Annotated in this window: 23 protein-coding genes; 12 read left to right on the forward strand and 11 right to left on the reverse strand. The window is 66.4% G+C overall.

The window, feature by feature from the left end:
- Positions 1-22 precede the first annotated feature (22 nt).
- From BLR29_RS19850 to BLR29_RS19865, 5 genes are all read right to left on the reverse strand, one after another.
- On the reverse strand, positions 23-2,434 hold the full coding sequence (locus tag BLR29_RS19850; protein WP_092138750.1) for an aerobic carbon-monoxide dehydrogenase large subunit: 2,412 nt from the start codon (positions 2,432-2,434) through the stop codon (positions 23-25).
- A 17-nt stretch (positions 2,435-2,451) separates the two neighbouring features.
- The gene (locus tag BLR29_RS19855) at positions 2,452-2,979 is read right to left on the reverse strand and encodes a (2Fe-2S)-binding protein (protein ID WP_092138751.1); all 528 of its coding nucleotides are present in this window, start codon (positions 2,977-2,979) and stop codon (positions 2,452-2,454) included.
- 24 nt (positions 2,980-3,003) lie between these two features.
- Positions 3,004-3,870 (reverse strand): FAD binding domain-containing protein, encoded by an 867-nt coding sequence (locus tag BLR29_RS19860; protein ID WP_092138752.1) that lies wholly within the window; start codon positions 3,868-3,870, stop codon positions 3,004-3,006.
- A gap of 145 nt (positions 3,871-4,015) precedes the next feature.
- On the reverse strand, positions 4,016-4,144 hold the full coding sequence (locus BLR29_RS32900) for a hypothetical protein (protein WP_255371331.1): 129 nt from the start codon (positions 4,142-4,144) through the stop codon (positions 4,016-4,018).
- A gap of 227 nt (positions 4,145-4,371) precedes the next feature.
- Positions 4,372-5,274: a LysR family transcriptional regulator gene (locus BLR29_RS19865; RefSeq protein ID WP_092138753.1), complete on the reverse strand. Its 903-nt coding sequence runs from the start codon at positions 5,272-5,274 to the stop codon at positions 4,372-4,374.
- Positions 5,275-5,413: 139 nt separating this feature from the next.
- Between BLR29_RS19865 and BLR29_RS19870 the strand changes: the two genes are divergently transcribed.
- From BLR29_RS19870 to BLR29_RS19880, 3 genes are all read left to right on the forward strand, one after another.
- Complete coding sequence (locus BLR29_RS19870) at positions 5,414-6,400, forward strand: Bug family tripartite tricarboxylate transporter substrate binding protein (RefSeq protein ID WP_092138754.1); 987 nt, start codon at positions 5,414-5,416, stop codon at positions 6,398-6,400.
- Between the two features lie 16 nt (positions 6,401-6,416).
- Positions 6,417-7,289: an N-formylglutamate amidohydrolase gene (locus tag BLR29_RS19875; protein WP_092138755.1), complete on the forward strand. Its 873-nt coding sequence runs from the start codon at positions 6,417-6,419 to the stop codon at positions 7,287-7,289.
- 329 nt (positions 7,290-7,618) lie between these two features.
- Complete coding sequence (locus BLR29_RS19880; protein ID WP_369804662.1) at positions 7,619-8,428, forward strand: BspC domain-containing protein; 810 nt, start codon at positions 7,619-7,621, stop codon at positions 8,426-8,428.
- Between the two features lie 62 nt (positions 8,429-8,490).
- Here BLR29_RS19880 and BLR29_RS19885 read toward each other — a convergent pair whose 3' ends face one another.
- Both BLR29_RS19885 and yaaA read right to left on the reverse strand, forming a co-directional pair.
- On the reverse strand, positions 8,491-9,633 hold the full coding sequence (locus BLR29_RS19885; protein ID WP_092138756.1) for a M14 family metallopeptidase: 1,143 nt from the start codon (positions 9,631-9,633) through the stop codon (positions 8,491-8,493).
- Between the two features lie 30 nt (positions 9,634-9,663).
- Positions 9,664-10,449, reverse strand: coding sequence for a peroxide stress protein YaaA (yaaA, locus tag BLR29_RS19890; protein ID WP_092138757.1), 786 nt, complete (start codon positions 10,447-10,449; stop codon positions 9,664-9,666).
- A gap of 40 nt (positions 10,450-10,489) precedes the next feature.
- On the opposite strand from yaaA, the gene BLR29_RS19895 reads away from it, so the two are divergent.
- Both BLR29_RS19895 and BLR29_RS19900 read left to right on the forward strand, forming a co-directional pair.
- Positions 10,490-11,023: a putative toxin-antitoxin system toxin component, PIN family gene (locus BLR29_RS19895; RefSeq protein WP_092138758.1), complete on the forward strand. Its 534-nt coding sequence runs from the start codon at positions 10,490-10,492 to the stop codon at positions 11,021-11,023.
- A gap of 79 nt (positions 11,024-11,102) precedes the next feature.
- Positions 11,103-12,275, forward strand: a complete 1,173-nt coding sequence (locus BLR29_RS19900) for a pyridoxal phosphate-dependent aminotransferase (protein WP_092139152.1) — start codon at positions 11,103-11,105, stop codon at positions 12,273-12,275.
- A 208-nt stretch (positions 12,276-12,483) separates the two neighbouring features.
- Here the strand turns inward: BLR29_RS19900 and BLR29_RS19905 are convergent, their stop codons facing one another.
- Positions 12,484-13,125: a glutathione S-transferase gene (locus BLR29_RS19905; protein ID WP_092138759.1), complete on the reverse strand. Its 642-nt coding sequence runs from the start codon at positions 13,123-13,125 to the stop codon at positions 12,484-12,486.
- Positions 13,126-13,291: 166 nt separating this feature from the next.
- Here BLR29_RS19905 and BLR29_RS19910 point away from each other — a divergent pair, with 166 nt between their 5' ends.
- From BLR29_RS19910 to BLR29_RS19925, 4 genes are all read left to right on the forward strand, one after another.
- Positions 13,292-14,815, forward strand: a complete 1,524-nt coding sequence (locus tag BLR29_RS19910) for a 3-hydroxyacyl-CoA dehydrogenase (RefSeq protein WP_092138760.1) — start codon at positions 13,292-13,294, stop codon at positions 14,813-14,815.
- Between the two features lie 97 nt (positions 14,816-14,912).
- Entirely contained in the window at positions 14,913-15,692 is a 780-nt protein-coding gene (locus BLR29_RS19915; RefSeq protein ID WP_092138761.1) for an oxepin-CoA hydrolase, alternative type, read from the forward strand.
- Positions 15,693-15,759: 67 nt separating this feature from the next.
- Positions 15,760-16,836 (forward strand): phosphotransferase, encoded by a 1,077-nt coding sequence (locus tag BLR29_RS19920; RefSeq protein ID WP_092138762.1) that lies wholly within the window; start codon positions 15,760-15,762, stop codon positions 16,834-16,836.
- Positions 16,837-17,187: 351 nt separating this feature from the next.
- A complete protein-coding gene (locus tag BLR29_RS19925; protein ID WP_092138763.1) occupies positions 17,188-18,189 on the forward strand; it encodes a Bug family tripartite tricarboxylate transporter substrate binding protein in 1,002 nt (333 codons plus the stop codon).
- A gap of 131 nt (positions 18,190-18,320) precedes the next feature.
- On the opposite strand, the gene BLR29_RS19930 is transcribed toward BLR29_RS19925, so the two are convergent.
- Entirely contained in the window at positions 18,321-20,273 is a 1,953-nt protein-coding gene (locus BLR29_RS19930; protein WP_092138764.1) for a gamma-glutamyltransferase family protein, read from the reverse strand.
- 203 nt (positions 20,274-20,476) lie between these two features.
- On the opposite strand from BLR29_RS19930, the gene BLR29_RS19935 reads away from it, so the two are divergent.
- Both BLR29_RS19935 and BLR29_RS19940 read left to right on the forward strand, forming a co-directional pair.
- Entirely contained in the window at positions 20,477-22,369 is a 1,893-nt protein-coding gene (locus BLR29_RS19935) for a vWA domain-containing protein (protein ID WP_218132708.1), read from the forward strand.
- 75 nt (positions 22,370-22,444) lie between these two features.
- A complete protein-coding gene (locus tag BLR29_RS19940; protein WP_255371332.1) occupies positions 22,445-23,026 on the forward strand; it encodes a sigma-70 family RNA polymerase sigma factor in 582 nt (193 codons plus the stop codon).
- 307 nt (positions 23,027-23,333) lie between these two features.
- Here the strand turns inward: BLR29_RS19940 and BLR29_RS19945 are convergent, their stop codons facing one another.
- Positions 23,334-23,777 (reverse strand): hypothetical protein, encoded by a 444-nt coding sequence (locus BLR29_RS19945; RefSeq protein ID WP_143018486.1) that lies wholly within the window; start codon positions 23,775-23,777, stop codon positions 23,334-23,336.
- A gap of 59 nt (positions 23,778-23,836) precedes the next feature.
- Positions 23,837-24,253, reverse strand: coding sequence for a hypothetical protein (locus tag BLR29_RS32495; RefSeq protein WP_176861002.1), 417 nt, complete (start codon positions 24,251-24,253; stop codon positions 23,837-23,839).
- Positions 24,254-24,264: 11 nt separating this feature from the next.
- On the opposite strand from BLR29_RS32495, the gene BLR29_RS19955 reads away from it, so the two are divergent.
- Positions 24,265-24,579: a hypothetical protein gene (locus BLR29_RS19955; RefSeq protein WP_092138768.1), complete on the forward strand. Its 315-nt coding sequence runs from the start codon at positions 24,265-24,267 to the stop codon at positions 24,577-24,579.
- Positions 24,580-24,597: the final 18 nt, after the last annotated feature.

Consider the following 24,597-nt stretch of genomic DNA (forward strand, 5'->3'; position numbering starts at 1 on the left):
CGCCGTTCGACGCGATCCGCCGTTACTGCCGCGCCAGCCCGAGCGCGCGGCATTGCTGCCACACGCGATACGCGCTGTGCGGCATATCCATGTGAGTGACGCCCAGATGGGCAAACGCATCCACCATCGCGGCGGTGAAGCACGGGATCGATCCGACGTGCGGCGATTCGGCCACGCCCTTTGCGCCGATCGGGTGATGCGGCGACGGTGTCACGGTGAAATCGGTCTCCCAGTGCGGCGTTTCAACCGCGGTCGGCAGGAAGTAGTCGAGCAGCGTGGCACCCAGCAGATTGCCGGCTTCGTCATAGGGCATCTGCTGCCCCATGGCGACCGCGAATCCTTCCGTCAGGCCGCCGTGGATCTGGCCTTCGATGATCATCGGATTGATCCGCGTGCCGCAGTCGTCCAGCGCGTAGAAGCGGCGCACCTGCGTCTCGCCGGTGTAGCGGTTCACTTCGAGCACGCAGACGTAGGCGCCGAATGGGAACGTGAAATTGGGCGGATCGTAGTAGTCGACGGCTTCCAGCCCCATCTCCATGCCTTCCGGGACGTTGTTGTACGCCGCCCAGGCCACCTCCTTGACCGTCTTGAACTGCTCGGGCGAGCCCTTGAGCACGAACCTGTCGAGATCGAATTCCACATCGTTCGGGCTCGCCTCCAGCAGATGCGCGGCGATCTGCCGGGCCTTCTCGCGGATCTTGCGCGATGCGCGGGCAATCGCGGCACCCGCCACCGGCGTGGATCGCGAGCCATAGGTGCCGAGTCCGTATGGCGCCGTGGACGTATCGCCTTCCTCGACCGTAATCACCGACGCCGGGATGCCCGCTTCGGAGGCGATGATCTGCGCATACGTGGTCTCGTGCGCCTGACCCTGTGACTTCGTGCCCATGCGCGCGATGGCCGAGCCGTCCGGATGCACGCGGATTTCACACGAGTCGAACATGCCGACGCCGAGGATGTCGCACGCCTTCGACGGCCCCGCGCCGACGACCTCGGTGAAGTTCACCACCCCGATGCCCATCAGCCATTCAGCATCCGGATCGGCGCGACGCGCGGCTTGTTCGGCGCGCAGCGCGGGATAGTCGACCGCAGCGAGGACTTTCCTGAGCGCCGGCTCGTAGTCGCCCGAATCGTATTCGAGCCCGAGCGGCGTCGAATAGGGAAACTGCTCCTTCCGGATGAAATTGCGCAGACGGATTTCCGCCTTGTCGATGCCAAGCTTCTGCGCCAGCACGTCGACCATCCGCTCGATCAGGTAGACCGCCTCCGTCACCCTGAACGAGCAACGGTAGGCGACGCCGCCGGGAAACTTGTTCGTGTAGACGCCGTCGACCGATACGAACGCGTTCGGTATCGCATACGAGCCCGTGCAGACGTGGAACATGCCGGCAGGCCATTTGGTCGGGTCGGCGCACGCATCGAACGCGCCGTGATCCGCCGTGACGTGGACGCGCAGCGCCTTGATGCGGCCGTCGCGGTCCGCCGCCAGTTCACCCGTCATGTGATAGTCGCGAGCGAACGCCGTGCTGCTCAGGTTTTCCGTGCGCGACTCGATCCACTTGACGGGCCGCCCCAGCACGATCGACGCGACGATCGCCGTCACATAGCCCGGATAGACGCCAACCTTGTTGCCGAAGCCACCACCAATGTCGGGAGACACCACGCGGATTTTCGATTCGGGGATCGCCGACAGCAGGCCGACGACCGTCCGCACGACATGCGGCGCCTGGGACGTGAGGTAGACCGTCAGATCGCCGCGCACCTTGTCGAACGACGCCACGCAGCCGCACGTTTCCAGCGGACACGGATGCACACGCGGATACCACATGTGCTGCGTCACGGTGACGTCCGCGCTATCGAACACGCGATCGGTCTTGTCCTTGTCGCCCACATTCCACGTAAAGATGTGGTTCGGGTGATGGCGCGCACCGTGCGCGCCCGTCTGCTTGTCGCGAATGTCCTCGCGGATCACGGGAGCGTCGGGCGCCAGTGCCGCCAGCGCGTCGACCACCACCGGCAATTCCTCATACTCGACTTCCACGAGTTCCGCGGCGTCGGCGGCCACGTAGCGGTCGTCGGCCACCACGAACGCGACCTCCTGATTCTGGAAGCAGACCTTTTCATCGGCCAGCACGGCCTGCACGTCGCCAGCAAGCGTCGGCATCCAGTGCAGCTTGAGCGGCTTGAGATCGTCTGCCGTCAGCACCGCGTGCACGCCCGGGTGCGCCAGCGCACGGGACTTGTCGATTGTCTTGACGCGCGCATGCGCGTACGGACTGCGCACCATCACGCCGAACAGCATGCCCGGCATCTTGATGTCGTCGATATAGGTGCCTTTTCCCTGGATAAAACGCGGATCCTCGCGGCGCTTGCGTGCGCAACCCATACCTTCCAAAGCGGCGAGACGATCGAGGCTGGCGTCATCTTTTTCCATGACGGATCTCCCCGGCGTCAGTGCGTATCCGCCATCAGCGGATGCGAGGTTTCAACGGCTTCGCCACGCAGCTTGCGCGCCGCGTACTGCACCGCCTTCACGATGTTCTGGTACCCCGTGCAGCGGCACAGGTTGCCCGCCATCCAGTAGCGGATCTCCTCTTCACTCGGGTCGGGATTTTCCTGCAGCAGGCGATAGGCACGCATCAGCATGCCGGGCGTGCAGAAGCCGCACTGCAGACCGTGCTCCTGCATGAAGGCCTCCTGCAGCGCGTGCAGATCGCCGCCCCCGCCAAGGCCCGCGAGGCCCTCGACGGTGAGCACCTCCGCGCCTTCGGCCTGGACCGTGAGCATCGTGCAGGACTTCACCGACATGCCGTCGAAGTCGACCGTGCACGCACCGCAATGCGAGGTCTCGCAGCCGATATGCGGCCCGGTGTGCAGGCATTTCTCGCGCAGCGTATGAATCAGCAGTTCGCGCGATTCGACCACCACGTCCGTTTCCTTGCCGTTCAGCTTGAACGACACCATGATTTTCTGGCTCATGCCTCGTTCTCCCGGATTCCGCTTTCAGGCGGTTGCCCGCGAATACGCAACGGTCAGCGCCCGCCGCACCATTTCGCCCGCCATCGCCGTCCTGTACTCGACATCGCCGCGCAGATCCTCGACCGGATCGCACACGGCCATCGCAAGACGCGCCGCCTCGGCGACCACCGACTCGTCGAAGGGCTTGCCGCGAAGCGCCTGTTCCGCGTCGGTTGCGCGGATGGCGGTCGGCGCCACGTTCGTCAACGCAATGCGGACGTCGCTGACGGTATCGCCCGTTCTGCGCAGCGTCACCGCCGCCGCAGCCGTCGCGAAGTCACCGGTCTTGCGCTTCAGTTTCGCGTAGCAATAGCCGGCGCCGGACGGCGGCATCGGAATGCGAATCTCGGTCAGGATCTCGCCCGGTTCGAGCTGCGTCATGTAGGTGCCCAGGAAAAAGCCATCGGCCGGCACCACGCGCTCGCCCTGCTCGCTCAGCAGCACGAAGGACGCATCCAGGGCGATCATCAACGCGGGGTGATCGTTGCCCGGATCGCCATGCGCGATGTCGCCGCCCAGCGTGCCGCGATAGCGCACCTGCGGATCGGAAATCTGGCGAGCGCCTTCGACGATCAACGGACAGCGCGTCTGCAGCAATTCGGACCAGATCAGCGCGTTCTCGGTCGTCATCGCGCCGATGCGGATTTCGTTGCCGACTTCGCGGATGCCCTGCAGGTCCGGGAGCTTGCCGAGGTCGATCAGATGGCCGGGCTCGGCAAAGCGCAGCTTCATCATTGGCAGCAGGCTGTGGCCGCCGGCGAGCAGCTTGGCGGTATCGCCATGCGCGTTGAGCAGCGCGATGGCCTCCGACAGGCTGCGCGGAGCGTGATATTCGAATGGACGAGGAATCACACGAGCCTCCTTGGTGGCTAAGAGGTCGTTTCAAAAAGTTCCTGGCGTCGTTGCGCGGCCTTGCCGTGCCACTTGTACTGTCTGCGGCCGCGCGCCTAGCCAGGACTGCTTCGCTTCCTTTTGAAACAACCTCTAAGCGTCAGCCTCAATTTGCCTCGATCGAGGACTCCAGGATGCAACGCAGCAATTCGATGCGGTGTCCCGAATGGATGGTCTGCGCGCCCAGAACGTCTGCAGGCAGGCGCGAAACACCGCCGGCGTTACGGGCGGGCATACCCGCTCCGCAACGCGGCAGCAACGCTTCAAGCTAACTATAGACACTTGAATCCGTACCGACTGATTCATCGATAGGTCACGGATAGTGTGCGGATGACCGAGTCGGGGTCGACGGGCGGCTCCGGTTTCCCCGCAGATCGGCGATGAACTTTTCTTGCTCCACAGGCCAGGAAGCCCGGGGAGAGCCATGAAGCCCCGCTACCCTGCCAGCGGCTGGTTGCCGTCTCACACCACGACGTCCACGCCCGCCATCACCCATTCCCGGAAGGTCTGCAACGCCGGCAGGTGGGCCTTCTGCTCCGGATAGCACAGGTAGTAACCCTTGCGGGCCAGCACCCGCGCCGGATGTGCCACCACCAGCGCGCCGGTGGCGAGTTCTTCCTCGATCAGGCAACGCGGGATCAGCGCGATGCCCAGCCCGGAGACCGCCGCCTGCGTCAGCAATGAGAACTGGTCGAAGCGTGCGCCGCTCCATGTCTTGCGCGTGGAAACGCCCAGCTCGGACAACCAGTCCGGCCACGCTTCCGGCACCGTGGTGTGGTGGAGCAATGGATAGCGCAGCAAGGCCGCCGGGGACCTGGCCACGCCATCGGGTTCATGGGCCAGCAGGCCCGGCCGGCAGACCGGCAGGACCTCGCGGCCGGTCATGTAGTCGGCCAGGCTGCCCGGCCAGACCCCGTCGCCAAAGCGGATCGCCGCGTCGAGATCGGGCTGGGAAAAATCGTATCCTTGTGCGTGCGGCACGAATTCCAGCGTGACCTCCGGATGTTTCGCAAAGAACTGTGGCAACCGCGGAATCAGCCATTTGGCGCCCAGCGTCGGCATGCTCGCGATATGGAGGATGCCGCCGCGCCCCTGCCGGGCGATCAGTTCCACGCTGGCGGCCTCGATCTCGTTCAGGCTCGGCCGAATACGTTCCAGGTAGCGCTCGCCCGCATCGGTCAGCATCAGCCGCTGGCGGACCCGCTCGAACAGCTCCACCCCCAGGAATGCCTCCAGGCTGCGCACCTGCTTGCTGACCGCTCCCTGCGTCACATGGAGTTCCCGCGCGGCCACCGTAAAGCTGTTGTGCCGCGCAGCAGCCTCGAATGCCTGCAGTTCCGTCATCGACGGACATAAGCGCCGCATGATTCACCTCGCACTTCAATACCAATTGGAATGACCTGGGGATTTTATTTCGTTTGCAAGCATCTTGCACGGGCGCGCAGAATCGGAAAAACCGCTTTATTCCGAATCGTCCCCTTATCTCCCACCGGAACTCCCCCCGATGCAACGCCGTCCCCTGCTTCACGTTCTTGCCGCCGCCACCGCGATCGTGGCCACCGGCCTGACCCTGCCCGCCTTTGCCCAGGGCACCTACCCGACCAAGCCGATCACGCTCGTCGTGCCGTTCCCGGCCGGCGGCACGACTGACATCGTGGCGCGCATCGTCGCCGACAAGCTCGGCCAGCAACTGGGCCAGGCCGTGGTGGTGGATAACCGCGGCGGCGCCGGCGGCAGCATCGGCACCGGCTTCCTGGCCAAGGCCGCGCCGGACGGCTACACACTCGGCATCGCCACCGCTTCCACGCACGGCATCAACCCGGCCGTGTATCCGCGCCTGCAATACGACGCGACCAAGGACTTCACGACGATCACGAACCTGGCCTCGGTGCCCAACGTGATGAGCATCCACCCGGGCGTGAAGGCCACCGACATGAAGTCGTTCATCGCGCTGGCCAAGTCGGAGCCGAACAAGCTGGCCTACGGCTCGGCCGGCAATGGCAGCGTGTCCCACATGATGGGCGAGCTGTTCAAGATGAGCAGCCACACCGAACTGCTGCACGTGCCGTACAAGGGCGTGGGCCCGGCGCTGAACGATGCGCTGGCCGGCCAGGTGCAGGTGCTGTTCGACAACCTGCCCTCGTCGCTGCCGTTCATCGAAGGCGGCAAGCTGCGCGCACTGGCCGTGGCATCGCCCAAGCGCGTCGCAGCCCTGCCGAACGTGCCGACGTTTGCCGAACTGGGCCTGCCCGAGGTCAACGACGCCGCCTGGTTTGGCCTGATCGGCCCGGCCAAGCTGCCCGCCGACATCCAGGCCAGGCTGAACGCGGCCGCCATCAAGGTGCTGGCCCTGCCCGAAGTCAAGGCCAAGCTGGAAAAGCTCGGCGCCACCCCGGTGGGCGACACGCCGGCCCACTTTGCCCAGCAGATCAGCAGCGAAGTGGCCAAGAACAAGCGCGTGGCCGCGGCCGCCAAGATCTCCCTGGATTAACAACCGGCAACAGAGCATGACCGAAGCAGACCGAAAGACCGCGGAAAGCCCGTACTTCCTGCAGATGCCGGAAGGCGAGAGCGGCCCGCTCTTTCTCGATTCCCCCCATAGCTGCACCACGTATCCGGCGGACTTCCGCTTCGCCGGCAACCTGCCCCTGCCGCTGCTGCGCCAGGCGGAAGACACTTTCGTCGACGAGCTGTACGCTGACGCGCCCTCGCGCGGCATCCCCCTGCTGTGCGCCGGCTTTCCGCGCAGCTACCTGGATGCCAACCGCGGCCTGGAAGAAATCGACGAGGTTCTCCTCGACGCGCCGTGGCCCGGCGCCAGACAGGAGACCTCGAAGACGCGGCTCGGCAAGGGGCTGGTCTGGCGCGTGCTGGATACCGGCGAGCCCATCTACGACCGCAAGCTCCCCGTGGCCGAACTGCAGGCCCGCATCGACCGCTACTACGTGCCCTACTACGCCCAGCTGCAACGGCTGGCGGACCAGGCCATCGCGCGGCACGGCAAGGTGTGGCACATCAACTGCCACTCGATGCCGAGCCAGGCGGCGCAGTACGCCACCGAGCATCCCGGCCTGCAGCACCCGGACTTCGTCGTGGGCGACCGCGACGGCAGCACCTGCGACACCCGGTTCACGGACCGCGTGGAAGGTGTGCTGAAGGAGATGGGCTACGACGTCTGGCGCAACCACCCGTACAAGGGCGTGGAGATCGTGCGCGTGGTGGGCCAGCCGCAGGCCAACCGTCACAGCCTGCAACTCGAAGTCAATCGCAAGCTGTATATGGACGAAGTGGGCCTGACCCACAGCGCCGGATTCGACAAGCTCAAGCGCGACCTCAACGCGCTGATGGACGAGCTGCTGCGCTTCACGCGCACCGCATAAGCCGATGCAGAACGGGCGCCGCAATGGCGCCCTGCCCCCGGACGTCCACCGTGCCGGGGGACACTTTCCGTGCGTGATCTCCCTGAATGACCGCGAGGCATGGCCACCACGCCATCGCCATGCATCGCCATCATTGGCTCGGGGTTCGCCGCAGTTGCGCGGCCGCCGGCTTTTCTGATATTGGAGCGCGTGAGAACGCGGCACGATCGCGTCGGTTGTAAGCAATTAGAACGAAGGGTAACAACATTTAGGAACTTGCCCCGGGGGCTTTCCTCTATCATGGCAATCCTTCGCCAACCCTCCTTGCTTCAACAAGCAAAGACGATCCCGTGATCCGACGAATTTCCGAACTGTTTGGCAGCCAGCTGCGGATGCTGACTGCTGCAGTGGCAGGCGCGATCGCCCTCGCCGGTTGCGCCACCGCGCCGACCGATGAGGCCGCCGCCACCGCGACTGGCGGCACCGCTGCCGCCAGCGCCACGCCGTCCAATGGACGCGCCGGCCAGGCCTCCGGGCCGGGCGCCAAACCCGCTCCCATCGTTTCCAGCACAGCGCCCACCAAGACGGTCACCCTGCCCGACAAGGGTCGCGTGAGCCTGGCGGAGTATCGCACCCAGATGCGCGAGCAATTGATGAAGTCGGAGAATGCATCGTCGAACGTGGCGGACTGCGCCGCGCATGCCAGCTGGGTGGTGCCGCGCTCGGCATCGTATGACGCCCTGAAGATCCCCACCGGCGCGCTCTCCAGCGAGCAGGCCACCGTCGAACCGTGGAATGGCCGCTTCTCGGCCGGCAAGCAGGCGGTGCCGGTCACGTCGGTCGTCACGTTCTCGGCGACGGCCCACAAGCGCCGTGGCGAGGCCCAGTGGCAACCGGTCAAGGTCCGTTGCGGCTATGACGACAGCATGATGCTCGCGTACGAACTGCTCGACAGCAACGGCGACACGATCAGCGAAGCCGCCGCCGCGCCAGCCGTCGCCACACCGGCGTCCTCGCACAGCAGCAGCACCAAGGGCAAGGGAAAGAGCAAGGGCAAGAGCAGCGCCAAGTCAACGTCGTCCAAATCGACGTCGTCCGCGAAGAGCACAACCTCTTCCTCGTCCTCGTCCTCCTCATCCAAATCGAAGAAGAAGCAATAAGAAGACCCGGCGGCAAACCACCACTGCCGCCAGTCATCGATACCAAAACCGCAGGCAGGCGGTCAGCCCAGATACTCCAGCACCGCCTGCAGCATCGACGTGCCCAGCAACGCGCTCCTGGCGCCGTTCCAGCCAACCGCCGGATCGGGCAGGTCGGCGTTGTCCTTGAACGGCATCTCCAGCGTCAGCGCCAGGCAGCCAAAGGTATGGCCGATGTACTTCGAGGCCAGCTTGAGCGCGTCGGCGTTGTACTTGCTGGCCGCGTAGCCGTGCACGTCCTGGAAATCCGGCGTGGCACGCTTGAAGGCCTCGATGAAGCGTGATTGCTGCGCGCGCTGCGCCTCGGTGAAGCCGGGCAGCATCTCGCTGCCGGCCACGAAGTTGTAGGGCAGCCCTTCGTCGCCGTGGATATCGAAGAACAGATCCACGCCGGTGGCCTCGATCGCGCGGCGCACATGCCAGACCTCGGGGCTCGTCTCCAGGCTTGGCTGCATCCATTCACGGTTCAGGTTGGCGCCCGCCGCATTCGTGCGCAGGTTGCCGCGCGCGCTGCCGTCCGGGTTCATGTTCGGCACGATATGGAACACCGCGCGATCCAGCAGCTTGCGCGCGACTGCGTCGCCCGCCCACATGCCGGTGCCGGTCAGGCGCTGCAGCACGCCTTCGCAGAACCATTCGGCCATGCTTTCGCCCGGGTGCTGGCGCGCAATCATCCAGATGGTCTTCTTGCCCGGCCCCGGCTGGCCGAGCGTCACACACGTCAGGTCGCGGCCATCGACGGTGCTGCCAAGGTGCGACAGCTTCGCCAGCGGCGACCGCTGGCACGTCGCCAGCAGAGACAGATGACGCTCGTCCGGATACGGTTCGAAGTAGGCCAGCCACACGCTGTCGTGCTCGGGCGTGAATTCGACGGTCATCGTGGCGCCGTCAAAGCGCGTCGGCACACGGAACCAGTGGGCGCGGTCGTAGGACACCACCGCGCGATAGTCGCGCCAGCCGTCCGGGTACGTGCACTCGCCGGCGTTCAGGAACTGCAGGCGGCATGCCTGCCCCGCCGCGCCCTGCAGGCGGAAGTGAAACCATTGGCGGAAGTCGGCGTGGGAATCGGCCCGGATGCGCAGACGGATATCGTCGGCACGATCGAGCGATTCGACTTCGATCGCGCCCGAATCGAACAGCGTGGAAATATGCAGGGCTGAGGTCATGGGGAATGTCTCGGTTCTTGTCTCGGTGGCTCAGTCTTCCAGGCGCCGACGGAATACCCAGCGGGTGTCGTCCGACGCCGCCTTGTCAAACGCGTAACCGTCTTCGGCAAAGCGCTTGAGCCCGCTGGCCTCGGTCACGCGATGGGTCACGGCATAGCGCGCCATCGTGCCGCGTGCCCGCTTGGCATGGAACGAAATGATCTTGTAGCGCCCGCCCTTCCAGTCCTCGAACACGGGCGTGATCACGCGCGCGTTCAGCACCTTGGGCCGCACCACCTTGAAATATTCCTCGGACGCCAGGTTCACCAGCGTGGGCGCCCCCTCGTGCCTGAGGTCCGTCATGTCCTGGTTGATGAGCTGCGTGACGTCATCGCCCCAGAACGCATACAGGTCACGGCCGGCGGCGGTATCCAGCCGCGTGCCCATTTCCAGGCGATACGGCTGCATCCAGTCCATCGGCCGCAGTACGCCATACAGGCCGGACAGGATGCGGATGTGCTTCTGGGCAAAGGCGAGGTCGTCGGTGGACAGCGACTTCGCGTCCAGCCCGTCATAGACGTCACCGTTGAACGCGAGCACGGCCTGCTTGCTGTTCTGCGCCGTGAACTCGGGCGACCACTCCGCATAGCGGGTCACGTTGAGCACGGCCAGCTTGTCGGAGATATCCATCAGGGCGCCCACGTCCTGCGGCGCCAGGCGGCGCAGGCGCTCGATCAGCGTCGTGGAGCGGTCGATGAAACGCGGCATCGTATGGGTCTTGATGCGCGGCGGTGTCTCGTAGTCCAGGGACTTGGCGGGAGACAGAACAAGGAGCATGGCAAAATCGGGGGCAGAAACAAAGACCCGATTGTAGCGAATGCCCAACCACCCCACCGCCGGCGCCCTGCCCGCCACTTCCCGCGCTCCGGCGCCCGCGCCCCGCGTCGTCCTCGATTCCAATATCTGGGTCGACCTGCTGGTGTTCCGGGATCCGCACGTGGAGCCGATCCGGACCGCGCTGGCCACCGGCGCCATCGCCCCGGTGATCCGCGCCGACTGCCGCGAGGAATTGCGCCGCGTGCTGGCGTACCCGCAGTTTGCCCGCTTTGACGTCGATATCGGCGCCGCACTGGCCGAAGTCGACGGCTTCACCACGCTGGAGGCCGCCCCCCAGCAGGCCGACGCGGATGCCGTGCGCCTGCCGAAATGCCGCGACACGGACGACCAGAAGTTCATCGAACTCGCCCATTTCTCCCGCGCAGCCTTGCTGGTGTCCAAGGACAAGGCGGTGCTCAAGCTCAGGAGCCGCCTGCGTCGCATGAGTGGCGTGGAGATCCTGCCGCCGCGGGCCTTCGGTGCCTGGCTGGCCGCGCTGGGTGCGCCACCGGCCACCGGGGCCGATCCCCGCTAGAATGTCGCACGGCCGCCGTCGTCGCCAATTGCCGACGGCCGCCGTGCCCCGCCTGCCCTTGTCCCTATCCCGTATCGCCATGTCCGCAGAATCCTCGCTCGCCCCGCTGACCCCGCCGCTGTCGCGCCTGCCGCAGGTCGGCACCACGATCTTCACCGTGATGTCGGCGCTGGCCGCCGAAAAGAACGCCGTCAACCTGGGGCAGGGTTTCCCGGATTTCGACTGCGACGCCCGCATCGTCGATGCCGTGGCGGACGCCATGCGCGCCGGCCACAACCAGTATCCGCCGATGGCCGGCGTGCCGAAGCTGCGCCAGGCCATCGCCGGCAAGATCGCCACGCTGTACGGCCACACGTATGACTGGAACACCGAGATCACGGTCACCGCGGGCGCCACGCAGGGCATCCTGACATCGATCCTGGCCACCGTGCATCCGGGCGACGAGGTCATCGTGCTGGAACCCTGCTACGACAGCTACCTGCCCTCGATCGAGCTGGCTGGAGGCAAGGCGGTGCCGGTGACGCTGGAAGCGCCGCTGTTCCGCATCCCGTTCGACAAGCTGGCCGCCGCGATCACGCCGCGCACGCGGATGATCCTCATCAACACCCCCCACAACCCCACCGGCACGATCTGGCGCGCGGAGGATATGGACCAGCTGGCCGACCTGCTGGCTGGCACGGACATCCTGCTGCTGTCCGACGAGGTCTACGAGCACATGGTCTATGACGGCCAGCCGCATGCTTCGGTCTCGCGCCATCCGGAACTGGCGCGCCGCAGCTTCGTGGTGTCGAGCTTCGGCAAGACCTACCACGTGACCGGCTGGAAAGTGGGCTACGTGGCAGCGCCGGCCGCACTGTCGAACGAATTCCGCAAGGTGCACCAGTTCAACGTGTTCACCGTGAACACCCCGGTGCAGTACGGCCTCGCCGACTATATGGCCGACCCCGCGCCGTACCTGGACCTCGCGGCGTTCTACCAGGCCAAGCGGGACTTCTTCCGCGCCGGACTGGCTTCCACGCGCTTCAAGCTGTTGCCATCGGACGGCACGTACTTCCAGTGCGTCGACTACTCGGGCATTTCCGATATGAGCGAGGCGGACTTCTCGATGTGGCTCACGCGCGAGATTGGCGTGGCGGCGATCCCCGTCTCGGCGTTCTACTCGCAGCCGCGCGAATCAGGCGTCGTGCGCTTCTGCTTCGCCAAGAAGGAAGAAACGCTCGCGCTGGCGCTGGAGCGCCTGGCAAAGCTGTAACGTCCGGCCGGGCGGCGGCGACCCCGAGGCGCGCCTTTCCGCCCGCGCATCTGGCGAACCGGCCAGCAGGCGACCCGGCCATCTGCCAGGGCGTCCGATTCGTCCAATTCCACCCGATAGAAAAAGCCCCGCAGGCACAACCCTGCGGGGCTTTTTCCTATGGCATAACCACGCTGGTGCGCGGTGGCTTCGGCTGGGCGATTCCGGCTCAGCGGCTTCGGCTCAGCATCAGCTCGGTACTGGCCTTCCGGTCGGCATTGATCTTCTGCACGGTGGGGCGCTCCGACATGGCCTTGAGGTAGGCCTTCACCGGCAGGTGGGCCAGCAGGTCCTCGCCGTAGATGATCTTCGTGCACGACGAGATCAGCGGCAAGTGGCAGATCGCCGCGCAGTCGGCCAGCGTGAAGGTGTCGCCGGCCACGTAGGGCGAGAACTTCGCCAGCTTCGCAAAGGCCGGAATGTACTTGTCCAGCAGGCGACGCTGGCGCTCCTTGACCTTGTCGCTGACGGTGCCGCCAAAGAACGCTTCCGCGTACAGCTCGCGTGCGGTCAGTTCCAGGTAAAGCTCCATGAACGTGACGAGTTCGCGCACCTTGCCGGCCTGGAGGGGATCCTTGGGCAGCAGCGGCGCCTGGCTGTACGTGGCCTCGATGTATTCCGCGATGGTCTCCGATTCGCACAGGGGGCCGGAATCGGTGATGATGTAGGGCACCTTGCCAAGCGGCGACGCCTCCAGGTCCGTCTCGCCGACCCAGGCCAGCACTTCCTCGAATGGCAGGTTCTTTTCCAGCAGCGCCAGCTTGACCTTGTTGTAGTAATTGCTGGCGGCAAAACCGCATAGCTTCAGCATGTCGTCTCTCTCCGTTATTGAAATGGATCGTCCGTGTGGACTTGGGGGCGCCCCGCCACGCCTCCCCTGGCCGATCAGCGCACGCAGCGTGCGCGCGGAGTCTGTCGCGGAGGGTGCAATAAACGTACGATCGTGCTAATTTAACCACAACTCTTTTGGACGAACGATGAGCAATTCCACTATCCACACGCTCGGCATCGTCGGCACGGGCGCCATGGGCCGCGGCATCGCCCAGATCGCCGCACAGGCCGGCCTGACCGTCAACCTGTTCGACACCAATCCCCAGGCCGTCGCCGCCGCCCGCCAGTATCTGCAGGATACCTTTGCCAAACTGGCCGACAAGGGCAAGATCAGCGCCGCCGACAGTGAAGCCGCGCTGGCCCGCGTCAAGCCGAGCAACGCGCTGGAAGACCTGGCCGGCTGCGACATGGTGCTGGAAGCCATCGTGGAAAAGCTCGAGGTCAAGCGCGACCTCATCGCCAAACTGGAAGCCATCCTGCGTGAAGACGCGATCATCGCGTCGAACACCTCCTCGCTGTCGATCACGGCCATCGCCGTCGGCGCGAAGAAGCCCGGCCGCGTGGTCGGCTATCACTTCTTCAACCCGGTGCCGCTGATGAAGGTCGTGGAAGTGATCGACGGCCTGTCCGGCGATCCGGCCGTGGGCGACGCGCTGATGGAGCTCTCGCGCCGCATGGGCCACACGCCGGTGCGCTGCAAGGACATGCCGGGCTTCATCGTCAACCATGCTGGCCGCGGCATGAATATCGAAGGCCTGAAGATCGCGCAGGAAGGCGTGGCCGAGTTCGTCGACATCGACAACATCATGCGCGAGCAGGCCGGCTTCCGCATGGGACCGTTCGAGCTGATGGACCTGACCGGGCTGGACGTGTCGCACCCGGTGATGGAATCGATCTACAACCAGTTCTACCAGGAAGCGCGCTACCGCCCGTCGCCGATCACCGCCACGCGCTACGTCGGCGGGCTGCTCGGCCGCAAGACCGGTGCGGGCTTCTATGCCTACCCGGACGGCCAGAAGCAGGTGCCGGCGGCCAAGCCGGTGCCCGATGCGCGCCCGGCCAGCGTCTGGGTGAGCCGCGCCAATGAGCGCGGTCATGCGATGACCGTGAAGCTGCTCACCGCGCTGGGCGTGACGCCCGAGGCCGGCAACGCGCCGTCCGCTGAAGCGCTGATCGTGGTCACCCCGCTGGGCCTCGACGCCACCACGGCCGCCCTGCAGGAAGGCCTCGACGCGCGCCGCGTGATCGCCATCGACACGCTGCTGCCTTTTGAAGCCACCAAGCGCCGCACGCTGATGACCACGCCGGCCACCAGCGCCGCCACGCGCGATGCCGCGCACGGCCTGTTCGCCAGCGATGGTGTGCCCGTGACCGTGATTCGCGATTCCGCCGGCTTTGTCGCGCAGCGCATCGTCTGCTGCATCGTCAACATCGCCAGCGATATCGCTCAGCAACGCATCGCCACGCCGACCGACATCGACCTCGCCGTGAACCTGGGCCTGGGCTATCCCAAGGGCCCGCTGGCCCTGGGCGATGCGATCGGCCCGGATTTGATTCTCCAAGTGCTGACCAACCTCGACCGCCTGACCGGCGACATGCGCTACCGCCCGAGCCCGTGGCTGTGGCGCCGTGCCAGCCTGGGGCTGTCGCTGCTGACCGAAGAAGCCTGAACGCGGGCGCCCCGAAGAGACGCGGGGCGCCTTTTTTTGCACCCCAAGGAGACACGGGGCGCCTTCATCTCGCCCCGCCGCACATCAAGAGGCTGCCATGACTGCCCAGTTGCTTTCCGAACGCGTCGACGCGACGCTCGTCCTGACCATCTCCAACCCCGAGGCGCGCAACGCGCTGCATCCGGATATATATGCCGCATCGCAGGAGGCCCTGGAAGTTGCCGCGCGCGACGACGCGATCCGCGCCGTGGTGCTGACCGGCGCCGATGGCGTGTTCTGTGCCGGCGGCAACCTCAACCGGCTGCTCGGTAATCGCTCGCAGCCGCCTTCGGTGCAGGCGGAAAGCATCGAAACGCTCAATCAATGGATCGAGACGCTTCACGCGTTTCCCAAGCCGATCATCGCCGCCGTGGAAGGGCCCGCCGCGGGCGCCGGCTTTTCGCTGGTGCTGGCGTGCGACTTCGTGGTCGCGGCCAGCGATGCGAAGTTCGTCATGGCCTACGTCAAGGTGGGCCTGACGCCCGACGGTGGCGGCTCCTATGAACTGGCGCGCATGCTGCCGCGTCAGTTGGCCAGCGAGATGATGATGGAAGGCAAGCCGGTGGACCCGGCGCGGCTCGCGCATTTCGGCATCGTCAACCGCGTGGTGCCGCCGGGCCAGGCGTTGACCGAGGCGCTGCGCATCGCCGAGAACCTCTCCAGGGAATCGCCCAATGCGCTCCGCGGCATCAAGGCGCTGATCAACCATGCGGGCAGCGCCACGCTGACCGGGCACCTGGCCGCCGAACGCGACAGCTTTGTGTCCGCGCTGCACCACAAGGACGCCGGCGAAGGCATCGGCGCGTTCCTGGAGAAGCGCAAGCCGAACTATCGCTGAAGGTATCGCTGAACGGCCCCCGCCGCCCCTCATAAAAAGATAAATCGGATAGACATTCGGAGACAGCATGAGCACCAACGTTTCGCACTTTGAAGGCACCCGCCCCGTGGCCGACCAGCAGCGCTTCGACCTGGGCGCGCTGGAGGCCTGGATGCGCCAGCACGTGGAGGGCTTTGCCGGCCCGCTGAGCATCGAACAGTTCAAGGGCGGCCAGTCCAACCCCACGTTCAAGCTGATCACGCCGGGCCAGACCTACGTGATGCGCGCCAAGCCGGGGCCGAAGGCGAAGTTGCTGCCGTCCGCGCATGCCATCGAGCGCGAGTACCGCGTGATGGCCGCCCTGGCCAATACCGATGTGCCCGTGGCACGGATGTATGCGCTGTGCGAGGACGAATCGGTGATCGGCCGCGCCTTCTACATCATGGAGTTCGTCAGCGGCCGCGTACTGTGGGACCAGTCGCTGCCGGATATGACCCCGAGCGAGCGCAGTGCGATCTATGACGAGATGAACCGGGTCATCGCCGCGCTGCACAGCGTCGACTACAAGGCCATCGGGCTGGCCGACTATGGCAAGCCCGGCAACTACTTCCAGCGCCAGATCGAGCGCTGGAGCAAGCAATACAAGCTGTCCGAAACCGAATCGATTCCGGCGATGGACCAGCTGATGGCCTGGCTGCCCGAGCATATTCCGCAGGAGTCCGAGGAGCGCACCTGCATCGTCCACGGCGACTACCGCCTCGATAACCTGATGTTCCACCCCACGGAACCCAGGGTTCTGGCCGTGCTGGACTGGGAACTGTCCACGCTGGGCCATCCGATGGCGGATTTCGGCTATCACTGCATGAGCTGGCATATCCAGCCGGGCCAGTTCCGCGGCATCGCCGGGCTGGACCACAAGGCGCTGGGCATTCCCGACGAGGCCGCCTACCGCCGCATGTACGAGCAGCGCACGGGCCGCCCGATCACGGGCGACTGGAACTTCTACCTCGCCTTCAGCATGTTCCGCATTGCCGGCATCCTGCAGGGCATCATGAAGCGGGTTGTCGATGGCACCGCATCGTCGGCGCAGGCACTGGATGCCGGCAAGCGCGCCCGTCCGATGGCCGAGATGGGTTGGACCTACGCACAGAAGTCGGGCGCCTGAGACCACGACGATTCCACGGCCCGGATCGCGTCGCCCCCTGTCGCCCGGGTCGCCCTGATCGCCCTGATCGCCCGGGGTCGCCCCGGGTCGTCCAACCCGGTTGCCCCGCCCACGCCGCCCCGCCTTCTCCGGCCGGGCGGCGTTTTCATGTGGCGTTTGCCCCATGTCATCAGACAACCGAGATGATTTGTGCGTACCAATCCGTCGGCCGGACGGTGGCTTTGTCTCGACATTTCCGCGCCGTTTCTCGCCAGTTTCTCCGTATATACCCGATGGACCGCAAGCCAAAACGGTACTACACTCACGCCACGTTGTACGACGACTGATGATAAGCAATACTGGAGACACAGCATGACCACACGCCGCCAATTCCTCGGCCAGGCATCGGGCCTCGCCGCCTTGGGCACCCTCGGCACCTCTGGCATCCTCGCGCCGACTTCGGCCTGGGCCAACGAGAAATGGCCGACCCGCCCGATCCGCCTGGTGGTGCCCTACCCTGCCGGCGGCTCCTCGGACATCATCGCCCGCCTGATCAGCAAGCCGCTCGGCGAGGCGCTGGGCCAGTCCATCGTGGTGGATAACCGACCGGGCGCCAATGGCAATATCGGCGCGGCCATGGTGGCGCAGGCCGGCGTCGACAACCACACGCTGCTGCTTTGCGATGTGGGCGCGCTGGCCATCAGCCCTTCCGTCTACACCAAACTGACGTTCAGCCCGGACAAGGATCTCAAGGGCGTGGCGATGCTGGCTTACTCGCCGCACCTGCTGGTCGTGCATCCCTCGGTGCCGGCCAACAACCTCAAGGAACTGGTCGCGTTGTCGCACAAGCAGACGCTGAACTTTGCCGTGACGGCCATCGGCAGCGCTCCGCATCTGGCCGGCGTGGCCGTGCAGCAGGCCACCCAGGCGGCATGGCAATACGTGCCCTACAAGGGCGGCGCGCAGGCGATTGCCGATACCGTCGGCGGCACCGCGCAAGTGTTGATGAACGGCATGCTCGCCACCCTGCCGCAAGTGCAGTCGGGCAAGCTCAAGCTGCTGGCCGTGTCCAAGCGCTCGCGCATGGCGCTGGTCAGCCAGACGCCGACCATCGCCGAAAGCGGCGTGCCGAATTTCGAATCGGGCACGTGGCAAGGCGTGATGGCCCCCTCGGGCATGCCCGACGCGCTGGTCCAGCGCATCAACGCCGAGCTGGTGCGCATCATCCGCACGCCCGAGATCCGCGCGCAACTCGCCGGCCAGGGCGCCGAGGTGGTGACGATGTCGCCATCCGAAACCAACAAGTGGTTCAGCACCGAAGAAAAGCGCTGGGCCCAGGTGGTGAAAACGTCCGGCGTCAAGCTGGACGCATAAGAGATCGTTTCAAAGAGCAGGCCACAGGGACGTTGTTGGCGACTCCAGGCCGGCAACAACAGGCAGTACTGAAACGGGCGCGAAATTCGCGCCCGTTTTTTTGCCTCGTGAAGCTTCGCCTTGCCGCGCGCTTACTCGCCCAGCGCCACGCCTTCGCGACGCGGATCGGCACCGCCAGCCCACACAGGACGCCCGTTCGGTCCCGTCTTGCGCATGATGGCCTGCGTGCCGCTGGTCATTTCGATCTCGGCAACCTGATGACCACGCTGACGCAGCGCTTCCGCCAGTTGCGGCGTCACGAGTCCCTTCTCAAGCTCCGTCGGACCATTGCGGCTGCCAAAGTTGGCCATGCTCACGGCTTGCTGCACGTCCATGTCCCAGTCCAGCAGGCCCACGAGCGTCTTGGACACATACTCGATGATCTGCGAGCCGCCCGGCGATCCCAGCGCCGCCACCAGCTTGCCGCTCTGGCGGTCGAACACCAGCGTCGGCGCCATCGTCGAACGCGGCCGCTTGCCGGCCTGCACACGGTTGGCCACCGGCTTGCCGTTCTCGGACGGGGTGAACGAGAAATCGGTGAGCTCGTTATTGAGCATGAAGCCCCGGACCATGATGTGCGAGCCGAAATACGATTCGATCGTCGTCGTCATCGACAGCGCCCCGCCGCGATCGTCCACCGCGACGATCTGCGACGTGGAAATACGCGGCGGCGAGCGGTCTGGCGCAAACGCCACCTTCATGCCCGGCGGCGTGCCCGGCTGCGCCTTGCCCATGCTCTTGTCACCGATCAGGCCGGCGCGCTCCGTCAGGTAGTCGCGGTTGACCATCGCGGCAACGTCCACGGGCACGAAATCCGGATCGGCCACATACAGGCCCCGGTCCGCATACGCCAGGCGGTCCGCCTCGGCGATGGCATGCACCGCAAGCGGGTCGGCCTCCATGCCGGCCGGCGTGTTCACGGCGCGCGGCTTCAGGCTGGCCAGCGCGTAACGCGGATCACGCTTCTCCAGCGCTTCCAGCGCGCCCAGGATCTGGGCGATGGCGATGCCGCCCGAGGACGGCGGCGGCATGCCGCACACCTTCCAGCGCTTGTAGTCCGTGCAGACCGGCACACGCTCCTTCGCCTTGTAACCGGTCAGGTCCGCGGTGGAAAGACTGCCCGGATTGGGATGGCTGTTCACCTTGGCCACGATTTCCCGGGCGATCGGGCCGCTATACAACGCATTCGGGCCCTGCTTCGCGATGTCGCGCAGCGTTTGCGCAAGCTGCGGGTTCTTGATCATCGTGCCGACCGGCTTGGCCTTGCCCTCCGCATCCAGGAAGTAGGCGGACATTTCCGGCGACCCACCCATGAACTTGTCGGCCGCCACCTGCGTGTAGAGCCGCTGGGACATCGGGAAGCCGTTCTCGGCCAGCGCGATGGCACGCTGGAACAGCCGCGCCCAGGGCAGGCGGCCGTGCTGGCGGTGCGCCATCTCCAGCGCGCGCAGCACGCCGGGCACGCCCACCGAGCGGCCGCCAATCTGACCCTCGGAAAACTCCATCGGCTTGCCGTCGGGACGCATGAACAGGTTCTCGGTGGCGCCGGCAGGTGCCGTTTCGCGGCCATCAAAGGCCTGCACGCGCTTGCCGTCCCAGTACATGATGAACGCGCCGCCGCCAATGCCCGTGGCCTGGGGCTCCACGAGCGTCAGCACGGCCTGCATGGCGACGGCGGCATCGATGGCCGAACCGCCCGCGCGCAGGATCTCGCGCCCGGCCTCCGTGGCCAGCGGATTCGCCGCAGCGGCCATGTGCTTCTGCGCGAACGTGGTGGTCATGCCCGGGCGATAGCCCGAGGAAACCTCCGGTGCGGCAGGCAGCGCCGCAGGGGCGGCAGCGGGGGCAGCAGACGCTGGCGCGCCCGCACCCTTGTCCGTGGTGCCACAGGCCGCCAGCAGCGTGGCCAGGGCGACCGCCAGGGTGCCTCGCCATAGCAGCGTCGACGTTGCCGTCCGGAGGGGATTCCCGCGTGGATCGTGTATCGAATCGAGGAGCGGATTGGAGGGGGTTCCTGCCTGGGTCACTGCCACTGCGTCAGCCATGCCATTTCTCCTGGGGGGAAAGCTTCGGGCGATTGTAGCGGCGATCGATCCCCACGGGACCGCGAACATTCTGAAAACGCCACATGCGCGGCACCACACAAAAATATCCACCCGTCTTTAACCCCTCTGCGGATCGTGCCTCGTTTTATCTCCTGACCCACCTGCGGGACAGTCGCAGCGCCGCCATCGAGGAGAAAAAAACAATGCATCCGAAGTTCGCCTTGCCGGCGCTCGCCGCCACGATTGCCCTCACCCTGGCCGCATGCGGCGGCGGTGTGCCAGTCACCCCGCCAGACCAAAGGCCGGACACCGCGACGGACACCGGGCCCAACACCAGACCCAACATCAGGCCCGAGAACACGCCCAACAACACGCCGGGCAGCGCGCCGCTGCTGCCGGTGCCCAGGCCCACGCCACCATATATGCTGCATCCGCCGGCGGATGCCTCCGGCCAGACCTCCCCCGGAGCACTGCCTTCGGCTCCGCTGGCGGCCCAGGCGCGAAAGGACGCCGCGACGCGTACCCGCGAGCCCGCCCGGGCGCCGATGGCCGAATCTCGCGCCATGGCGCCATCCGCCATGCGCGTCATGCCGGCACCGTCCTATCTGCCCGCCCCGGCCCCGCAGGATCGCGAACGCTACGGCGCCATCGAGGAAAACGGCGTGCGACAGGTGGCACAGGCGCCGGTCTCCACGTTCAGCATCGACGTGGATACCGGCAGCTACAGCAACGTCCGCCGCATGCTCAACGCCGGCCGCCTGCCCCCGGCCGACGCCGTACGCGTGGAGGAACTGGTCAACTACTTCCCCTACGACTACGCGCCGCCCACCGACGGGCGACCATTCGCCGTCCACGCCGCGCTGGCACCGGCACCGTGGCAGTCGGAGAACGTGCTGCTGCGCATCGGCATCAAGGGCGAGGACGTGGCGCGCGCCAGCCTGCCGCCAGCCAACCTGGTGTTCCTCGTGGACGTCTCGGGATCGATGCATTCGCCGGACAAGCTGCCGCTGCTGAAGTCGTCGCTCAAGCTGCTGGTCGGCGCGCTGCGCCCGCAGGACCGCATCACGCTGGTGACCTACGCGGGCACCACGCGTGTGGCGCTGCCACCCACGCCGGGCAGCGAAAAGACCGCCATTTCCGCGGCGATCGACCAGTTGATGGCCGGCGGCAGCACCGCAGGCGCCAGCGGCATCGCGCTGGCCTATCAGGCCGCGCAGCAGAGCTATATCCCCGGCGGCATCAACCGGGTGCTGCTGGCCACGGACGGCGATTTCAACGTGGGCATCACGGACTTTCGCCAGCTCAAGAGCCTGGTCGAGGAGAAGCGCAAGTCGGGCGTGTCGCTGTCCACACTGGGTTTTGGCACCGGCAACTACAACGACCAGCTGATGGAACAACTGGCCGACGCCGGCGATGGCGCATATTCGTACATCGATAACCTGATGGAAGGCAACAAGGTGCTGGTCAGCGAGATGAGCGCCACGCTCGCGACCATTGCGCGCGACGTGAAGATCCAGGTGGAATTCAACCCCGCCACGGTGCGCGAGTACCGGCTGATCGGCTATGAGAACCGCCTGCTGGCGCGCGAGGATTTCAACAATGACAAGGTCGATGCGGGCGACATCGGCGCGGGGCATACGGTGACTGCGCTGTATGAGCTGACGCTGACGAACCGGCCGGGCCTGATCGACGATCTGCGATACCAGCCGGCCGCTTCGGTGAAGGCTGCGCAGGACCGGGCCGGCGAACTCGCCCACATCAAGTTGCGCTACAAGCAGCCAACGGCCAGCACAAGCCAGTTGATGGACGTCGTCGTCAACGCGCAGGCCATCCGGCCGCTGGCGCAGGGCGATGCGGATTTCCGCTTCGCGGCCGCCGTGAGCGGCTTCGGCCAGGTGCTGCGTGGTGGCAAGTTCACCGGCCAGTGGCGTTACGACGATGTGCACGCACTGGCGCAGGCGGCACGTGGCGCAGACCGCTTCGGCTATCGCGGCGAATTCCTCAAGCTCGTGGCGCTGGCGCAGTCGCTGTCCACCTCGGCGGCCACCACTGGCGCCACCGGCAGCGAAGAAGCGCCGCCGCGCGCCGCACGCTGACGCGATCGCTCTATACTCGTCCGCATGGCGCACCCCACTCCCCTCGCCTCCCGCCCCGCCCCCGACATGACCGCGATGCCCGACGCCGATCTGATGCTGCTGGTCGCGCGCGGGATTATCGAGGCGCCCATCGCCGAACTGTTCCGCCGCCATAATGCCGGGCTCTACAACTACATCGCGTGGCTGTGTCGTGGCGATGCCGCCGAGGCGGAGGATATCGCCCAGAAGACCTGGATCCAGCTGATGACGCGCTGCGGCGACTACACGCCCAGCGCGGCATTCCGCACCTTCCTGTTCCAGATTGCGCGCAATGCGTGGCTCGACCTGGTACGCGGCGCGCATGCGCGCCTGCAGGAATCGCTGGAAGACAGTGAGTTGGCCATCCCCGCCGATGACCTGACCCCGGAGGCCGAGGCGCAGTTGCGGGAGCACATGGCGAGCGTCCGCCAGGCGCTGCTGCGCTTGCCCGTGGCGCAACGCGAGGTGGTGGTGCTGCGCTTCTTCAGCGAGATGAGCGTGGAAGACATCGCCCAGATGCTCGGCGAGAAATTCGAGACCGTGAAGAGCCGCCTGCGGTATGCGTTTGCGCGATTACGTAGCGAGCTGGCTGACGGGACCGGCCGCAGGGGCGGACCGGCGCAGGAGTCGCGGCCATGAAGACGTCCGATATGCACGATGCGTCGGACCGCTTTATCGCGGCCGAGGACAGGTTGTCCGCGCTGCTACGCGACGTGCCGCCATTCGAAGCGCCCGGAACGCTCGCCGTGGCCGTCGCCACCGCGGCGCGTGCGGTCCAGGCGCGCATGGCGGCAGAGGCCGAGCAGGCGCCATCGACACAACCTGCCGATGCCTCGGACCTGTCGACGATGACCTTCACGCCATCGCCGACGCTCGCCGCCAGCGTGTTGCAGGAGGCCGCGCGACTGCAGGCGGCGCAAGCCGCGCGACGCGATGCGGTGCTCGATCAGGTCAGCCAGGGGATGCCCGTGGCCGAGGTGCTGGGCGCGCCGGTGAACGAGGCCACGCAGGCGTGGTTGCAATCAGAGGCCGCCACGGCGCAGGCATCGACCGGCAACGCAACCAGGGCGACCAGTGAAACCCGGGCATCGGTACATCGAGCCACCAATGCCGGACGGTGGTGGCAAGCGTTTGCCGTCGCGGGCAGCGCATTGGCCGTAGCCGGACTGGCGACGCAGATCGTGTTGATGCAGTTGAATGACGGGACGCCGACGACGGCGTCGTTATCGTCAACGGTGGCAATCTCTGAGGCGCCTGTTCCCGCCGCCCCCTCTCCTGCGGCATCGTCCGCGACGCCCCCTGTGCCATCCGCCACACCCTCCTTCACGGCGGTCCCGGCTCCTGGGACTTCTGGGGCTTCCGGGGCTTCCCCGCCTTCGGCGACTTCCACGACTTCCCCGGCTTCCCCGCCATCCCCAACGCCTTCGCCCGATCAGGCCGGCATCGCCGTCACCGCCGCACGCGCACCCGCACCGCAATCGGCGGCACCTGACGCGCAGCCGGACGGGACATTGGCTCCTTCGCGCGAAGCGGCGCGACGGCCCGCCTCGCCGACGCCGCTTGCGCGCAAGGACGCCGCGCCCGAAGCGCGTGCGCGGACATTGGAATCGGCACCCACCACCGACCTCGCTCCGCCGCGCGAGTCCGCCCCTGCGATGCTGGCGGAAAAAGCGGCCCGCCCCGCCCCGCCGCCGGTGGCATTCGCCGCACCTGCACCTGCACCTGCACCTGCACCTGCACCTGCACTGGCACCAGCACCGGCACCGGCACCAGCACCAGCACCAGCACCAGCACCAGCACCAGCACCAGCACCAGCACCAGCACCAGCGTATTCAGGAATTCCTGCGCCAGCAGTGGCGCCCGCACCGAAGGCCTCGATGCACGCGCAGGCTGACGCCACGGCGGTCGGTGCGGAGGCCGTGTCGCGCAGCACATTGCAGGGCGCTGCGCGTGCGAAGCAGGCGGCATCGACGGTATCGATCGAGGAAGATCCGGCTGCCGTGGCGGTGCAATGGCGGCCGGGCAAGACGCTGCGCATCTGGAGCGCCGAGCCGGACAACGACGCGGTACGGGATTGGGTGGCGCGCCTGTGGGCGGCCATGCCTGCCGAGTCGCGGCCGGCGGCGCCCTACACCGTGCAGCGCGACAGCGCGCTGGCGCGGGGGCAATTGCGAATCGAGCGGGAAGAATGACAAACGGCGCGTCCAGGC

The sequence above is a fragment of the Cupriavidus sp. YR651 genome (assembly GCF_900101625.1).
In the GTDB taxonomy this organism is placed as follows: Bacteria; Pseudomonadota; Gammaproteobacteria; order Burkholderiales; family Burkholderiaceae; genus Cupriavidus.

Coding starts and splice junctions, on each gene's coding strand:
- BLR29_RS19850 (WP_092138750.1), bottom strand. CDS start 2,434: ATGGAAAAAGATGACGCCAGCCTCGATCGTCTCGCCGCTTTGGAAGGT.
- BLR29_RS19855 (WP_092138751.1), bottom strand. CDS start 2,979: ATGAGCCAGAAAATCATGGTGTCGTTCAAGCTGAACGGCAAGGAAACG.
- BLR29_RS32900 (WP_255371331.1), bottom strand. CDS start 4,144: ATGCCCGCCCGTAACGCCGGCGGTGTTTCGCGCCTGCCTGCAGACGTT.
- BLR29_RS19865 (WP_092138753.1), bottom strand. CDS start 5,274: ATGCGGCGCTTATGTCCGTCGATGACGGAACTGCAGGCATTCGAGGCT.
- BLR29_RS19870 (WP_092138754.1), top strand. CDS start 5,414: ATGCAACGCCGTCCCCTGCTTCACGTTCTTGCCGCCGCCACCGCGATC.
- BLR29_RS19875 (WP_092138755.1), top strand. CDS start 6,417: ATGACCGAAGCAGACCGAAAGACCGCGGAAAGCCCGTACTTCCTGCAG.
- BLR29_RS19885 (WP_092138756.1), bottom strand. CDS start 9,633: ATGACCTCAGCCCTGCATATTTCCACGCTGTTCGATTCGGGCGCGATC.
- yaaA (WP_092138757.1), bottom strand. CDS start 10,449: ATGCTCCTTGTTCTGTCTCCCGCCAAGTCCCTGGACTACGAGACACCG.
- BLR29_RS19895 (WP_092138758.1), top strand. CDS start 10,490: ATGCCCAACCACCCCACCGCCGGCGCCCTGCCCGCCACTTCCCGCGCT.
- BLR29_RS19900 (WP_092139152.1), top strand. CDS start 11,103: ATGTCCGCAGAATCCTCGCTCGCCCCGCTGACCCCGCCGCTGTCGCGC.
- BLR29_RS19905 (WP_092138759.1), bottom strand. CDS start 13,125: ATGCTGAAGCTATGCGGTTTTGCCGCCAGCAATTACTACAACAAGGTC.
- BLR29_RS19910 (WP_092138760.1), top strand. CDS start 13,292: ATGAGCAATTCCACTATCCACACGCTCGGCATCGTCGGCACGGGCGCC.
- BLR29_RS19915 (WP_092138761.1), top strand. CDS start 14,913: ATGACTGCCCAGTTGCTTTCCGAACGCGTCGACGCGACGCTCGTCCTG.
- BLR29_RS19920 (WP_092138762.1), top strand. CDS start 15,760: ATGAGCACCAACGTTTCGCACTTTGAAGGCACCCGCCCCGTGGCCGAC.
- BLR29_RS19925 (WP_092138763.1), top strand. CDS start 17,188: ATGACCACACGCCGCCAATTCCTCGGCCAGGCATCGGGCCTCGCCGCC.
- BLR29_RS19930 (WP_092138764.1), bottom strand. CDS start 20,273: ATGGCTGACGCAGTGGCAGTGACCCAGGCAGGAACCCCCTCCAATCCG.
- BLR29_RS19935 (WP_218132708.1), top strand. CDS start 20,477: ATGCATCCGAAGTTCGCCTTGCCGGCGCTCGCCGCCACGATTGCCCTC.
- BLR29_RS19940 (WP_255371332.1), top strand. CDS start 22,445: ATGCCCGACGCCGATCTGATGCTGCTGGTCGCGCGCGGGATTATCGAG.
- BLR29_RS19955 (WP_092138768.1), top strand. CDS start 24,265: ATGCACGCGCAGGCTGACGCCACGGCGGTCGGTGCGGAGGCCGTGTCG.